The sequence below is a fragment of the Flavobacteriales bacterium genome (assembly GCA_016700415.1).
Classification (GTDB): Bacteria; Bacteroidota; Bacteroidia; order Flavobacteriales_F; family PHOS-HE28; genus PHOS-HE28.
In genome coordinates, this window is sequence record CP065018.1 from 180,651 (window position 1) to 195,258 (window position 14,608).

16 protein-coding genes are annotated in these 14,608 nt (G+C 56.0%); 3 read left to right on the top strand and 13 right to left on the bottom strand.

What is annotated here, in order from left to right; translation table 11 throughout:
- Positions 1-5 precede the first annotated feature (5 nt).
- Positions 6-698: a DUF2461 domain-containing protein gene (locus tag IPP95_00780; GenBank protein QQS72805.1), complete on the bottom strand. Its 693-nt coding sequence runs from the start codon at positions 696-698 to the stop codon at positions 6-8.
- A gap of 48 nt (positions 699-746) precedes the next feature.
- Positions 747-2,213 carry a Fic family protein gene (locus tag IPP95_00785; protein ID QQS72806.1) on the bottom strand — a complete coding sequence of 489 codons (1,467 nt, stop codon included), beginning with the start codon at positions 2,211-2,213 and terminating at the stop codon, positions 747-749.
- Positions 2,214-2,326: 113 nt separating this feature from the next.
- Here IPP95_00785 and IPP95_00790 point away from each other — a divergent pair, with 113 nt between their 5' ends.
- Positions 2,327-3,157: an alpha/beta hydrolase gene (locus tag IPP95_00790; GenBank protein QQS72807.1), complete on the top strand. Its 831-nt coding sequence runs from the start codon at positions 2,327-2,329 to the stop codon at positions 3,155-3,157.
- A 6-nt stretch (positions 3,158-3,163) separates the two neighbouring features.
- Here the strand turns inward: IPP95_00790 and IPP95_00795 are convergent, their stop codons facing one another.
- The gene (locus IPP95_00795) at positions 3,164-3,580 is read right to left on the bottom strand and encodes a hypothetical protein (GenBank protein QQS72808.1); all 417 of its coding nucleotides are present in this window, start codon (positions 3,578-3,580) and stop codon (positions 3,164-3,166) included.
- Between the two features lie 176 nt (positions 3,581-3,756).
- Between IPP95_00795 and IPP95_00800 the strand changes: the two genes are divergently transcribed.
- Positions 3,757-4,095, top strand: a complete 339-nt coding sequence (locus IPP95_00800) for an alkylphosphonate utilization protein (protein ID QQS72809.1) — start codon at positions 3,757-3,759, stop codon at positions 4,093-4,095.
- A gap of 42 nt (positions 4,096-4,137) precedes the next feature.
- On the opposite strand, the gene IPP95_00805 is transcribed toward IPP95_00800, so the two are convergent.
- The 7 genes from IPP95_00805 to IPP95_00835 form a co-directional block, all read right to left on the bottom strand.
- Positions 4,138-4,323, bottom strand: coding sequence for a hypothetical protein (locus tag IPP95_00805; protein ID QQS72810.1), 186 nt, complete (start codon positions 4,321-4,323; stop codon positions 4,138-4,140).
- A 112-nt stretch (positions 4,324-4,435) separates the two neighbouring features.
- On the bottom strand, positions 4,436-5,017 hold the full coding sequence (locus IPP95_00810) for a YdeI family protein (GenBank protein ID QQS72811.1): 582 nt from the start codon (positions 5,015-5,017) through the stop codon (positions 4,436-4,438).
- Between the two features lie 227 nt (positions 5,018-5,244).
- A complete protein-coding gene (locus tag IPP95_00815; GenBank protein QQS72812.1) occupies positions 5,245-6,939 on the bottom strand; it encodes a gliding motility-associated C-terminal domain-containing protein in 1,695 nt (564 codons plus the stop codon).
- 598 nt (positions 6,940-7,537) lie between these two features.
- Positions 7,538-7,738 (bottom strand): hypothetical protein, encoded by a 201-nt coding sequence (locus IPP95_00820; GenBank protein ID QQS72813.1) that lies wholly within the window; start codon positions 7,736-7,738, stop codon positions 7,538-7,540.
- Between the two features lie 611 nt (positions 7,739-8,349).
- On the bottom strand, positions 8,350-8,994 hold the full coding sequence (locus IPP95_00825) for a hypothetical protein (GenBank protein ID QQS72814.1): 645 nt from the start codon (positions 8,992-8,994) through the stop codon (positions 8,350-8,352).
- Positions 8,991-10,097 carry a DUF262 domain-containing protein gene (locus IPP95_00830; protein ID QQS72815.1) on the bottom strand — a complete coding sequence of 369 codons (1,107 nt, stop codon included), beginning with the start codon at positions 10,095-10,097 and terminating at the stop codon, positions 8,991-8,993. The genes IPP95_00825 and IPP95_00830 overlap by 4 nt, the downstream gene beginning before the upstream one ends.
- Before the next feature lie 165 nt (positions 10,098-10,262).
- Positions 10,263-11,909, bottom strand: a complete 1,647-nt coding sequence (locus IPP95_00835; GenBank protein ID QQS74156.1) for an acyl-CoA carboxylase subunit beta — start codon at positions 11,907-11,909, stop codon at positions 10,263-10,265.
- A 193-nt stretch (positions 11,910-12,102) separates the two neighbouring features.
- Between IPP95_00835 and IPP95_00840 the strand changes: the two genes are divergently transcribed.
- A complete protein-coding gene (locus tag IPP95_00840; GenBank protein ID QQS72816.1) occupies positions 12,103-12,510 on the top strand; it encodes a collagen-like protein in 408 nt (135 codons plus the stop codon).
- Positions 12,511-12,580: 70 nt separating this feature from the next.
- Here IPP95_00840 and IPP95_00845 read toward each other — a convergent pair whose 3' ends face one another.
- The 3 genes from IPP95_00845 to IPP95_00855 all read right to left on the bottom strand — a co-directional run bounded on the left by IPP95_00845 (position 12,581) and on the right by IPP95_00855 (position 14,595).
- Positions 12,581-13,411, bottom strand: coding sequence for a T9SS type A sorting domain-containing protein (locus IPP95_00845; protein QQS72817.1), 831 nt, complete (start codon positions 13,409-13,411; stop codon positions 12,581-12,583).
- Between the two features lie 130 nt (positions 13,412-13,541).
- Positions 13,542-13,961 (bottom strand): hypothetical protein, encoded by a 420-nt coding sequence (locus tag IPP95_00850; protein ID QQS72818.1) that lies wholly within the window; start codon positions 13,959-13,961, stop codon positions 13,542-13,544.
- Positions 13,962-14,160: 199 nt separating this feature from the next.
- On the bottom strand, positions 14,161-14,595 hold the full coding sequence (locus IPP95_00855) for a cold shock domain-containing protein (GenBank protein ID QQS72819.1): 435 nt from the start codon (positions 14,593-14,595) through the stop codon (positions 14,161-14,163).
- Positions 14,596-14,608 lie beyond the last annotated feature (13 nt).

A 14,608-nucleotide genomic window follows, 5' to 3' on the forward strand; every position in this document is an offset into this window, starting at 1 on the left:
GTTGCCTACAACGGGTTCCCGTTCTCGTCCGTGGTGAGCACCTCGCTCATGTGGTCGAACAAGGGTCTTATGGTTTTGAAACTGGCGTTCACGGTATCCGCGAAACCGGGTGCCAGAACCTCCTTGTCCGTGAAGGAATGGCGGAACAGGAACTGCGTGCGCCGCAACAGGTCGATGGCTGCGTGGTCCTTCGGAAAGCCACGCGGCGCGGTCTTGAGTTGATCCCCTTCAATCGTACCCAAATGCTTGCGCAAGGCCTTTCCTTTCAAAAGCCTTTCCCATGTTTCATGATCATACAGGATGTCCATGCGGATGCGTTTCAGGTCCGCCGCTTCCGGGGCGAAGAAGCCGCACGCGATGAACGAAGCACCTGGCTTGATGCTGAAGTAATAGCCTCCGCGCAAGGCCGGTTTCACCCGCGCCAGCCCGCCGCCGAAACGCGCTTTGTACGGCGGGCGCTCCTTGTGGAAGCGCTGGTCATTGTAGATGCGCTGGAGGCTCGCCTTTCCTGATGCTGTTTCGATCCGGTCGTGCCGGTTCATCCGCTCGATCAAGGCATCCGCGAAGTCGCGCATGTTCTCCAAAGCGGCTTGGTAGCGCTCCTTGTGGGCAAGGAACCAATCGCGGTCGTTGTGTTTGTCGAGGTCGGCAAGGAATTTCAGCGTTGTTGGCGCGATGCGGATCGGCGTTGTGGTCATTCGAATGCAGTGTCTGCCGGCTATTTATTCGGCTTAGATAGTTCCGGGTCAAGGTTGATCATCACTTGTCGCTCCCGAAAGAGGCGGCTCCATACCACCGCGGTTCACCCAATGCTCAACGTGACTGGCTACGGCATTGCCGAATTGACGATTGATATCCTCAATAATGGAGGGAGGCAGAGCTTTGTGCAGGAGTCCTTCAGCCACCTTTATTGATTTCCGCTTACTGCTCCCCTCATTGAATTGATCGATGTGTACCTCGTAGTGATGATAGCTGATCACGACCTCGGCGTGATACACACAGCCGAATCCATTCTTGCCGAGGAACTTGAAATCCCCAAGAAAAGCGTTGAACACAAATCTTCCTCCCGAATTAAGGGATGCATCGCTATCGATGATCTGTTGCCGCAGCGAGGCGCTCACCGCTGTCGGTGATTCATCGGCGAATTGCATGCTTGCGACCATATTGGTCGTTACATGTGGTATCTCCCCAACTTCTTCGCGCAGATAAAGGTGATGTGCCGGCTTGATGAAGAATTGATGAAATTGCTGGGTCGTCTGGATAAGCTCCTCGAACATGGGGCTTATCCAAGCATCCAACATCCAAAGCAAGTGCTCGCGGCTGAAGGTCCACTGCACGGTCAAATCCGGGTCCATGTTCGCGAACTGCTTGGAAAGGACATTCAATCGCTTATGAAGATCATTGGACTCCTCAATTCTTTCACCCTTGCCCGCCTTGATACCCAGTTCCAAAGCCCATTCTTCCTGTTCGGCCAAGTATTCAGTGAACGGCTGAAGGTCCCCTGCATCCGCCTGTTGCAATGCTCGCAGATAGTTGCTCTTGTCCGCGCTCTTGATCACGACCGGCATGTAGCCTGCGCGCATCAGGATGTAGTTGGTGATCAAACGGGCGGTCCTGCCGTTGCCGTCCCCGAACGGATGGATGGCAACGAAGCTGTGATGGAAGATCGCTGCCTTCTCTACCGGGTGCAGGTCTTCGGTCTGGGCGAACCAGTCCATCAGTTCATGCACCTTCGCCGGCGTCTCCTCAACACTTGCAAATCGGAAGATCTCGCCGTTCGCTAACCGGACATTGTTCGGCTGGCGCTTGTACTCTCCGGGCAGGATCTGCACCCGTGTAGGTTGTCCGTCCGGGGTGATCGCCTCCTTCCAGAAGGGGTCCTTCAGTAGAATTTTGTTGAGCTCACGCAGGTTGATCTCAAGCAACGGTCGCTCCGGATCGTCTGCCCATGAGCGCACCATGGAGACGGCGACGTCATGGGCTTTCATCTCCTCAAACTCGCGCATGGAGTGCCCGCCGTTGGTCTGACCATGGATCAGCAGCAAAAAGGTTTCGCCGTAGGTGAGGGTGTTGCCCTCAATGTGGTTGCTGTTGTAGTTCCACTCCAAGCGCAGCTTTTGCCAAAGACGCTGCTCATCCTCCGGGGCCAATGGTCGCAAGGCGTCCAGTTCCGACTTTAGAGAATCGATGCGGTCTAAGGCTTCCGTAAGCATTGGGGAGGTTGCCGAGTAAAATGGCGATCTGAGGAGGCCAAGATAGCGGGGGGAAGCCGTAGTAGCCGCTGCCCATCGTCCGTTTAGAAGCACAATTTCGTCAACTTCGCACCATGCGCTCGATCATTCCCCTCGCCCTGTTGCTCTCCACCACGCTTAGTGCCCAAGTGCAGAGCACATCCCGGACCACCCCCTTCGTCTTTGGCGATGTTATCACCTTCCATTCCGAAGCCCTTGACCAGGAGCGCGTGCTGAACGTCTACCTGCCGGAAGGGTATACCGACAGCACGTTGAACTATCCGGTGATCTACGTGCTGGACGGTTCCGCGAACGAGGACTTTCCGCACATCGCCGGGCTGGCGCAGTTCATGAACATGTACGACCTGCTTCCGAAGAGCATCGTGGTGGGCATCGCCAACAACGGCAAGTCGCGCTACCACGATTTCACCGGCGCTACGCAGAGTGACAGCGACAAGGTCTGGTTGCCCACTTACGGCGGGTCCGCAGCCTTCATCAGTTACTTGGAGAAGGAAGTGGAACCGATGGTGAAGCAGCATTACCGCACCTCGGGGCATCGCACTTTGATCGGCCAATCCTTAGGCGGGCTGTTGGCGACGGAAGTGCTCTTCACCAGACCGGAGCTCTTCGATGACTACATGCTGATCGGTCCCAGTCTTTGGTGGAATGACGGTGCGCTCGCAGCCGGTGCGGAAGCTTGGGTGAAAGCACATCGCGACCTGCACAAGCGCGTCTTTATCGCCTCCGCCGGGAACGAGGACATGATGAAGGAACAGGTCGGGCAGGTGGTGGATGCGCTCCGCAAATATGGAGGACCATCACTTCAAAGTTGGTACGAATACTTCCCGAAAGAGACCCACGCCACCTTGCTGCACCGTGCGGTGTACAAAGGGTTCGAGCGGTTCTGGCCGCAGGTGGAGAAGTGATCCAGGTCACGCTCGCTCCGCAGCCAGCCGGTAGCCGATCCATGCCATCGGCAGATAGGCCACCACCAGGTCCAGCGTGCTGAACCAGACCGGTGCATTGGGGATCATGCGAACGGCCATGATGCCGCCGAGCATGAAGAAGGCACCGATGATCATGGCCAGGGCCAAGTGCCGGGAGGCTGCCAGCTTCGCCGCGAGGAAGGCTCCCACCAATACGCCTGCCGCATGCGCGATGAAAGGCGCCATGAGCTGAAGCACCGAATACTCACCAATGTGCGCGTTGATGCTGGCGATGTCGTTCACGTCCACGCCCGCCGGTGGCGGAAGGAACTTTCCGCCGAGGATGATCAGGCCCATGTTCACGAAGCCGCCAACGACGAGGCCGGCAAGAACAGCGAGGATGTTGCGGAGGATCGGGTGCATGGTGCGTGGGTTTGGTGGATCGGAGCGGGCAATGTACGCGATGGTGACAGGTCGATGCCTGAAGCGCAATGGGACAATGGCGCCACGCACCGGCTTGACGAGCGGAACAGGCCACAGGAATGCCCCGGCCAGCATCATTTGCTTTGGGTAGCTTCGCAGCTTGTTATACCACAGCCATGAGCACCACGCCCCCATGCCCGCAATGCAAGTCAGCCTTTGCTTACCCCACTGGCCAAAGTCTGATGTGCCCCGAATGCGGTCACGAATGGAACCCGGAGGAATCGGCTGCTGAAGAGGCTGGCCCGGTGGTGAAGGACGCGAACGGCAACATCCTGCACAACGGCGATGATGTGGTGATGGCCAAAGACCTCGCCGTGAAAGGCGCTCCCAAAGCGCTGAAGGCGGGCACCAAGGTGAAGAACATCCGGCTGGTGGAAGGTGACCACAACATCGATTGCCGCATCGAGGGCTTCGGTGCAATGGCGCTGAAGAGCGAGTTCGTGAAGAAGGCGTAGGTGGCAATTGCCTGCTTTGTTCGCGTAAGGTTTGAACAAAGCTCAACTCTCTTTCTTCGGCATCCGCGACCAGAAAAGGATCGAGAACGCCAGACCTGCAAAAAAGACGGAAGCCGCCCGTGCCGTATGCCCTCCTTGCAGCCCCAAATAGGCCGATGCCGTGCAGGAGATCATGATCCCGGCGATCAGCAACACGATGACTTTGCGACGTAGTGCGGGGTTTTTCATGTGGGCCAAATGTAGGCGAAGGTAGATTGGCTCACCACCTTAGCTGGATCCCGATCGCCCATGCTCGTGACCACGATCGTTCGATCATTGTCCGATCGAAGGGCTGAAGGTCTTACTGGTCATCCAATCCCTTCCCCTCCAAGATCCGGTCGACATTTTTCTCCACCCGCGCCATCCGCGTTTTCTCTTGCTTGGCTGAGGAGAAGTAGAGGAGGTAGCCGCGCTGCCGGCCGGGCGTCAGGGCTTGAAAGGCTTTCTTCAGTTCCGGCATCTCTTTCAGTGCTTGTGCGAACTCCTCCGGCATGTTGAACTCCTTCGTCTTCTTCATCGGCACCTTCGTGCCGGCCTTCTCCACAGCAATGGCCTCGTGGATGTAGGCCTTCAGCACCGGCGCCAGTTTCTTGATCTCCTTCAGGCTCTTGAAGCGGATCTGTCGCACGACCTGCACGTTCTCCGTCTGCTGGGTCATAATGCCTACGTCATCCTTCAGCAGCACGCCTTTGTGGAACAGCAGCGCGCAGTAGTCCTTGAAGCCGTGCATAAGGACCACATTCTTGCCCTTCAAGGTGTAGCAGGGGTGGCCCCACTTCAATTCCTCATCGAGGCCGCACTCCAGCGCGATGGTGCGCAGGGCCTTGAATTCCGCCTGCCACTTTGAGTCCTTGTCGAAATACCAGTCCACTTTGGGGTTCATGGGTCCATGGATTGAATGTCCGAATCACCACATGGGGGGATGCACGGACGGTATGCTGGCCCGAAAATTATTCATTGGCGGAGGAGGGACGAAATCTGAACGTGGAGTTTTCTTATTCTCCCCAACATATGCGGAGATCAAGCGGGATATTCTCCGCATCGGACCATTGCAAGGGCGATCGGCCGGCAGTCTGTGGCAACGGGCATCGGTGGTCCGGGAACTCCGCTTCACCGCAACACCGTGATGGTGCCGTTGGCTTCCTTGTCGATGACAGCGCCACACTCCGCCCGGTAGGCGACCTTGTAGAAGTAGGTGCCATCGGCCACATCTTTCGCGTTCCAGGACCCCTTCCCACCGCTGCCGGCATCGAACACCGTCTGCCCCCAGCGGTCGTATACGGTCAGTTCGTAGGTGTCGAACAAGGCGGTGACGTCCATGTCGGGGTCTGCGGGCAGGAAAGGCCGCCACACATCGTTCATGCCATCGCCATTGGGCGAGACCACGTTGGGGAGTGTGATCGAGCTGAGGTCCACAGTGGGCACCGAGGTCTCCGCGATCACCACGGACGCTTGATCCGTGCATCCGTCCTCCAAATCGGTGACAAGAACGGTATAGGTGCCCGGTTGGGAGATGGTGGGCGAAGCCTCGCTGCTGAAGGCCGGGTCGGTGCCGCTTGCGGTCACGGCCGTCCACACGTAGTTCACGGCCTGCTCCGGAAGCACCTGAACGCCTTCCACGGTGATCGAGGTTATCGAGCAGGAAAGACTGTCCTGTTCCTGGGGGATGAGCACCTGTATCACATGGTCCGGTATGGTCACCTCAGCCAAGATGTTACAGCCCGCGGCATCATCCACATGCAGCACATAATCGCCGGCCCAGAGCCCTGAGGCGGTGCCGTCGGGAAGCACGGTCCCCCCCAGCGTGAAGGTGACCGGTGCGGTCCCCCCGGACACGTGGACAGCCTGCAATGTTCCGCCCATCCCATTGCACGCGGAGGTGACCTCCACGGTATAAGAGAACGGTGCGATGATGGGTACTTCAAAAGTGGTCTCCACCACGATGTTGCCGCACGGGTCCTCCACGTTCCCCGATGTGGACGTGATGGTCAGTGTGTAAATGCCGCCTTCCATGGGAACGTCGTCCAAGGTGATGGTATAGCCCGATTGTGAGACCGCGCCCGGAACGTTCGGGGTGACAGTGCCGAAGGGGAGCACAACGCCGGAAGGGGAGGTCAGGGTGAAATCCGTCGGGATCACCGTACTGGTGACGATGGGTTCGCTGAAATTCACCACAAAGCTCTGGTTGGAACAATCCGTGGTGACCGATACCGGCACCGGTGGGACATTGTCATAGATCGCCGCCGTGCTTTGCGTGAAATCGATGTTGTACCCGTCCGGGCTGCCGGACCAGTTCATCACCACCAAGGCATAGGTCTGCCCGACCGTTACGGGGAGGTCGGCATTGAAGGCCGGCCCGTTCAGGTCGCCGGGGCCGTTCGTGCTCCCCGTACCTCCATTGGCGGTGGAGATCCCTGTGGGGCCGTTCGTGCCAATTACACCATAGGAATTGCATTCCACCTCCGGTGAAGAACCGTTCTGTGCATTGATGCCGGCGCAGCCCCCGTCGGTGATGTTGAACAATCCCCAGTCGTAGTCGTCCGCATCGTTCGCCGGGTCGAGCACGAAGCTGAGATCGCCGGCTTCCTGCACCGTGAAGGTGTACCACAGGCTTGCGCTCTCCGCATTTTGGTTGCAGATCCCCGTGAACTCGAACACGTTCCCCGAACCCTGCGGAGCGGACAATTCGGTGTAGACGCCCCCGCAAAGCTGGATGGAACCGTCGCAGTCGCTCGTACTGGTCTGTGCGAACAAGGTTCCAGAGAACGCGATGCAGAGGCTGGCGAGGGTGCGGAGGTTTTTCATCGGAGCGAATATAGGTGAGCGGTCCGGGATCCATGTTCCTCTACCCCCGCGCTCGGCCCCGGAGCCTCATCCGGGGTCCCGGGTGCCAGGTCTCGTGCGGCCTCCGGCCGTCTTCAATCCTCATCTCCGAACATCTTTAAAGGACTCCCATCGTGCGCGCAGCTGTACGCGTAATGCTCCGGCAACATGACCAAGCCCTGCTCAACCGGTTTGTTGCCCAATGCTCCCGCAAGTCTTCCCGGCTGACCAAACTTGGCGCTCCAGCTTGCTCGGCCGGGGCGACTTGTGGGTGGTGTACATGCTTCCATCCATGCTTTTCCGTGAAGTCTTCGGACTTCACACAGCGGGGTTCGAACATATCGAAAGGAGACAACGCATGCTCTTCGATCCAATGCAAGTGCTCCGGAGGTAGTTCCGTGTGGCAGTCTGAAGACTGCGAAAGTTTCAGGGCCGCGATAGGCTTCTGAGGTTTCAAACCACAAGTCGCCCCGGCCTGTTCATGTCAGGAGCTCCCTTTATCCTGGGGCCGGGAAGACTTGCGGGAGTGAGGGGAACCACCACAACCCGATGAACCGGATGAACCATGGAACAAACGGCCTCACGAAAAATAGACCAGCGCACCAATGACCAACCCCACGGCCAACATCCCGACGCCCCCGGACAGTTCAAGCCTTTCATCCGCCCAATGATCAAAGGTCTTCCGCCTTCCCGTTATGTGGTACAGTATCAGCGCGCCCGGATAACGAAAGATAAAGACAGTGAGGATGTAGCCAATGGCACTTGCGATTATTTCGCCCATCGTTGCTGCAATAGTTCCATGTTGCACACCTTCATCGGCGGTGCTTCAAACGTTATCTCGATACCTGTCTCGTATATCATGGCGCCATTTCGTTCGTCTCCGGTGCGGGTTTGTCCCACATTACTTTGGCTCTTTCCGGATGTGGCCTCCAGTAGCGTATCATGCGGTGCTCTCCGATACACCATTTGGTTCCTATACAATCTTTGAACCAATCCGAGGAGGAGGAGACGGTGTATGTGTTATCATTCACATCGAACTCGAATACAGTCACCAAATTGCTCCGCCCAGAACGGTAAACGTTGACAACCGTCCCGATCGCTTCACCAGCATCGCTCTCCAGTTCCCTATCCTGTTGCCATGACTTTGGTATGTTATAGGCAAGCACTCCGACAACCACAACGATGGCAATCCAAGTCTTCTTGTCAGATGGTAGGAGGCGTTTCCAATTCACTTTACAAGTTTTTCAAGTCTGCAACTCCACAATATTAAGCCCTTGTCTTAGCGCCAGCGTCCACGCTCATGTTGATGAATAGTGTGATCGATTAAACGCACGAGCGAAGATGCTCGCGCGAGATGGCGGATTATGAGGACCCGAGCACGGGAATGGGGAACTATGGTTGCTTTCTAAAGAGACCTGTAGATACGGCATTGCACAAATCAGTGCGCACGTGATCAATCATTTCAACAATTTCGCGATGCAAGTGATTGTAGTCCGACTTATTCAAAGGAGGTTCACTCCCGTGAGCAATATCGTTCCGGTTCTTAAGTAGTTGCTGGTCTATCAGTTTAAACCTAAGTTCGTAATAAGATACATCAAGACCTACTGTAGCGTAAATCTCTTTTAGGATATTTGAATTCAGGTTTGAGCCTGTCCTTATCGAGTATGTATCAGAGAAGTCCACTTTGTCGGACAACCCACTTTGGACGTAATCAAGAAACTGTACATGCAGCGTGGCCTTATTCGTCTCTTCAAACTGACTTAGTCTCTGCTTTAACGACAGTGCCAGAATTGACGTGTTGACTTGATTGAGGCTCAGTCCTTGGTACTTCACATAGTTTAGATAATACTGTGTGGAGTTCTTAACGAACCCTTCCCAATGAGCATAGAGCATTACAGAGGCGCAACGAAGTGCTTTGGGAAGGAGCTTTTCTGAAGCACTTTGTACATCGATATTGAGCGAGGTAAGCTCCTTCTTCCTCCATGCCAAATCTTGCTCAATACGGTTGATGCAGTCTTCCTTCGACCGAATTTTCATGGCCGCAAGATGGTCTCGCCTAAGGGAATAATTGCAGGGACTCTTGAGGTTACATTGACACCTGCTCCATATCGAGACTGAAACTTAGGATTAGACCAAATATCCTTCACCTTATCGACAAGTGATTCTGGATCCTTGTCTTTCCAAAGACTAATGTTCTTTCCAAGCCCAATTGCCACCGCTTCAAACGCGGCAACGAGGAATTTACCTTCGAACCTTTGCTTATCAGAATTGTATCGCTGAAAGGACGAATCACCAAGTGAGGCGTCAAGAAGGGTGAACGTCCGGGTGAATTTATTCTCCATTGAAACCCTGTCGAATTTCTTGTCATTGACGATGGACACCATCTTCTCCGTGATAAACTCGCTGAAATCATTTACGCCTTTCACCTCGTTGGGGTCAATTAGGCTGAGTATGACGAACCTCAATGCTAGTTCCATGTTGTACTTCTCCTTAAGAAGTCTCTCTGCAATTGATATGGTACTCAAGAAGTGCTCGTCCTCGGAGAGGTTCTTGAGCCAGTCGTGGAAAGGTCGGTCAAGCATCACTAAAAGGCAATTCCTCACCTCTTGATCGGATAGCTTTGAACCAAGTGTATTGAGTCTTTGGAATAGCTCATACTTGATTGAGTCATCACTTTCCTGCTTCACTATCTTCACATCTATCTTCTCCCTCTTAAAGGCAATTCTCATTGCGGCGTCAAGAGAGTTTGCAGGATCATCAGTATTCTCCCAGGCCTTTCCTTCTAATGAAGGAAGGTATTCGGTTCTAATCAAACGACTCCCTGGAAGCACTTTGCCATTCTCATCTTTAAGTATGCCGATGAACTCAAATATGGTTGAGAGCCTTTGCAGCCCATCGACAACATCCCACACACCGTCCTTTCGTTGCGATACGAATATCGAGGGGATTGGAATACCTAGGAGTATGCTCTCAATTAGTCTAGTTCGTTGCAATGGTTTCCAGCGGAAGAGGCGTTGAAATTCGGGGTGTATGTCTAGCTCGTCATCCTTGTATAAGTTCACGAGTTCACCAATGGACATTGGATATCCGTCGGTGATGATTTCCCGTTTCTTACTGAGTATCTCATCTTGAAGTGCCATGATTATCAGGGGTCGGTGCGTAAAGTGTTGAATTCGGTCTGATTGACCAAGCTGTTAGTGATTCGCCATTTGCTCAACTCAAATATATGGGCCCGACCATTCTTGCGTTCCCCCCTAGTTCTTTCCCTCGACTCGAGGTAAGAGTTTCCCGCCAGTTGCGCAGCCTTACACCTGCAAAACCCCCATATTAAACTCCCGCGTAGCCGGGCTCTGCGCCGCCGCCTCGATCCCCATGCTGATCCAAGTCCGAGTTTCCAACGGATCAATAACCGCATCCAGCCAAAGCCGCGAGGCCGCATAGTACGGCGAGGTGGTATCCTCGTACTTCTTGCGGATCTTGTCCAACAGTTGCTTCTCGTTCTCCGGCGTGATCGTTTCGCCGCGGCCTTTCAGCGCGCTCACTTCGATCTGGAGCATCACCTTGCTGGCCTGGTCGCCGCCCATCACGGCGACGTTGGCGCTGGGCCAGCCCACGATGAGGCGTGGGTCGTAGGCCTTGCCGCACATGGCGTAGTTGCCGGCGCCGTAGCTGTTGCCCACGATGATGGTGAACTTCGGCACCACGCTGTTGGCCACGGCGTTCACCATTTTCGCGCCGTCCTTGATGATGCCGCCCTGCTCGCTGCGGCTGCCGACCATGAAGCCGGTGACGTCCTGCAGGAAGACCAGCGGGATGTTCTTCTGGTTGCAGTTGGCGATGAAGCGGGTGGCCTTGTCGGCGCTGTCGCTGTAGATCACACCGCCGAACTGCATCTCGCCCTTCTTGCTCTTCACCACTTTGCGCTGGTTGGCCACGATGCCCACGGCCCAGCCGTCGATGCGCGCGTAGCCGGTGAGGATGCTTTGGCCGTAGCCCTCCTTGTATTCGGTGAATTCGCTGCCGTCCACCAAGCGCGCGATCACTTCGCGCATGTCGTAGGGCTTGGTGCGCTCCTTGGGGAGTATGCCGTAGAGCTCTTTTTCATCGGCCTTCGGCTTGGCGGATTTTTCCCTGCTGAAACCAGCGTCTTTCGGCTTGCCGAGCTTGTCCACGATGGTGCGGATGGTCTTGAGGCATTCCGCATCGTCCTTGCATTTGTAGTCCACCACGCCGCTGATCTCCGTGTGTGTGGTGGCGCCGCCGAGGGTTTCGTTGTCGATGTCCTCACCGATGGCGGCTTTCACGAGGTAGCTGCCGGCGAGGAAGATGCTGCCGGTCTTCTCCACAATGAGGGCTTCGTCGCTCATGATGGGCAGGTAGGCGCCACCGGCCACGCAGCTGCCCATGATGGCGGCGATCTGCGTGATGCCCATGGAGCTCATTACGGCGTTGTTGCGAAAGATCCTGCCGAAGTGCTCCTTGTCGGGGAAGATCTCGTCCTGCATGGGCAGGAACACACCGGCGCTGTCCACGAGGTAGATGATGGGCAGCCGGTTCTCGATGGCTATTTCCTGTGCGCGGAGGTTCTTCTTGCCCGTCATGGGGAACCACGCGCCGGCCTTCACGGTGGCATCGTTGGCCACCACCATGCACTGGCGCTTGCACACGTAGCCGATCACCACGACCACACCGGCACTGGGCGCGCCACCATGTTCGGCGTACATGCCGTCCGCGGCGAAGGCACCGATCTCGATGCGCGCCTGCCCGCTGTGGTGGGGGCTCTTGGGGTCCAGCAGCGCGTCGATGCGCTCGCGGGCGGTCATCTTGCCTTGCGCGTGCTGCTTGGCGATGCGCTTCTCACCGCCGCCTTCGTGGATCTTGTGGAGGCGCTTGTGCAGGTCGGAGCAGGCGAGCTTGTTGTGGTCCTCGTTCTTGGAGGCTTCGATGTCGATCTTTTGGGCCATGGTAAACTGATTAGCGGATGGGCAGATTAGCCGATTAGCCGATGGGATTGTGCGAAGATCGGGACCGGAGCTCAAATGACCGAATTATCGCCCTGCCATTGTCTTTATTGGACTTGCGGACGTTTGCGGAGGAAGTGGTCAGGTCAGGAGATTCCATAGCTTTCACCCGAAAAGTACCACTATGGATATTCGGAAGACCTTCATGCTGACTGCGGTTTGTCTCCTGATGGCAGGCTGTGCCAAAGAAGGCCCCGCAGGCCCCACAGGACCGGCTGGCCCTACTGGGCCGGATGGGAACACTGATTTTCATGTCGAGAGTTTCACCGCGCTCAGTTCTGATTGGGAACAACTGTCAAACGGAATACAGTATACGCAAGAGATTCCCAGCCTTACCCAGGAAGTGATCGATAATGACGCGGTGTTGCTGTATATGCACAAGAACAACATTTGGTATTTGCTTCCGCATCAATTGAGCACCCTTCAATACACGTACAGCTACCAGCCTGGCGAGATCACCATCACCGTGATTGGAACCCAAATACCTACCACCCTCATCTTGAAGTTGGTGTACATGGAGGATTCGGAATAAACAGGCTTCTCCTTGTGCGGAATTTCCGTTTCAGGAACCCCGCGTAAGGACAATAGCCGGATCAACGGTTTCACCGCCCCACGACAAAGCGCAACGTCCGGCGTATGCCGCTGATCGTTGCAGTTGCGCTATAGTTGCCAGATGGCAGGCCGCTCAGGTCAACCGCACCAGCAGATATTCTTGCAGGCGTTTCAACGCGCTGCCCGAGCGCATTGACGATCGAGAGCGAATTGGCTTGCACATCGCCCACGATCCTCAAAAGACCGGAAGCGTTATCGAACCACATCGCCACGGGGCGGTCGTTCGCGTCAGCACCGATGGAGGTGGACAGTTCCACGGTGATGACGACATCGTCCGAGATAAGTTGGAAGCAAGGTCCACTATCGCTGGTCCACCGTAAAATGTTCTCACCCTCGCTCAAGTCGGTTACCGTGGCGTATGGGTCATTCGGGTTGCTGAAGAGACCCGTGCCTTGGATCAGCGACCAAGTGCAGACCTGCGGGGCGATCGGAGGCGCCGCGCCCATGGTGGCGCTGAACGGCGGCGCATAGATGGATTGATCCGGCCCGGCATTGGGGATCGGCGGATCGACCTCGTAACGGGTGATGCTCACTTGATCGGCGGTCGTATCCACCGGCGTGATGATGGTCCAAGTGAGAACGTTCTGGCCAAAGTAAATTCCGGTAACGGAGGTCGATGGGTCCGAGGGATCGGTGATGGTGACCATGCCGCTTGTCAATGACCACATGCCGGTCTCCGTTGGCAAGGGTGTGTTCGCCTGCATGGAGGTCGTATCAAAGCAGGTCTCCTGGTCGGGCCCGGCGTTGGCTATGGTCTGGGCATTTGCAATGACCGGGAAAGTCGAGAATGCAAAGAGGATAACGAACTGTTGTGCGCGCATGTTGATGGGAACTTGAACGAAGTTCGCCGATCATGCCTCTTGCGAAAATGTTTCCGAGGGAATGATCCAACAGGAGACTATGGGATCCTCGGCACAGCGATGCTTGACTGGTCGCCGCAAAGCCGAGCGCTCAGCTCCCTGTCCGTCCAAGCTCCTCCATCTGCTTCTTCAGCCATTGGTGTGCATCGGCTTCGGACGGGGTTACATGGATGCGCGTGAGCTGTGGGTGGTACGCGAAGTAGAGCTTCAGGATCATTTCCATCATGTCCGCACGGGCCACCACGGCGATGGCGAGCAGCGCACCTTCCTTGCGGTCCTCGTGCAAATGGTCCACCGTGATGGCGGACACGGTGTAGTCCACGTCCTCCGGAATGATGCTGAGCATACAGTACGGGACCTTTCCCATCAGTTTGTGCCGGGCCCGCTGCACCTCTTCCAAGGAAGCGGTATTGAGCACGGCGCCATGCAGGTAATGCGCTTCGAGATGGTCGGGGCGCATCCGCTTAAGGATGGCCACGCTGGTGCGGATCTCACGCGGTTCAATGGACATGGCAGTTGACCAAGGTACGAACTTGCCGCTGGGTGGCTTTCGTACTTAGATCTCTTGCTGTTGCGGTGCCGCACCGCAAGCATTGCGGAACGAGAATCACAAGTCGAGGCACAACAGGAACGACCAGTTCAAGATAAATGGGGACCGGTGCTCCGTGCACGGGACGGAACCGGCCGCCCCGCATTTCAATTCATTTGTATCAGACCTTCTGCACGCGCACGGCGTTCATGCCCTTGGGTCCGCGTTCGAGCTCAAAGCTCACTTTGTCGCCCTCGTTGATCTCGTCGATCATACCGCTGATGTGTACAAAGTAACGCTCTTGGCTACCGATCTCGTTGATGAAGCCGAACCCCTTCGAGGTGTCGAAGAAGTCCAACTTGCCCTGGTGCATGGGGTCCACGTCCACTTTTTCGCGTTTGGGCACGCCGAGCTCGATCTCGCTGGCGTCTATTTCAACCCTGTTGGCAGGGTCCGGCGGGGTGTCCACGATCTGGCCGAACTCATCGACGTAGGCCATCATGGAGTCCAAGCTGCTTCCACCGGGATTGGCCTTGCGCTCTTCCTTCTTACGCTGCTTCTCTTGTTTCTTCTGCAATCGTTTCTTTTCCTTCTGCCGTTTCTCGAATGTTGCCATGTGCTATCCCTGC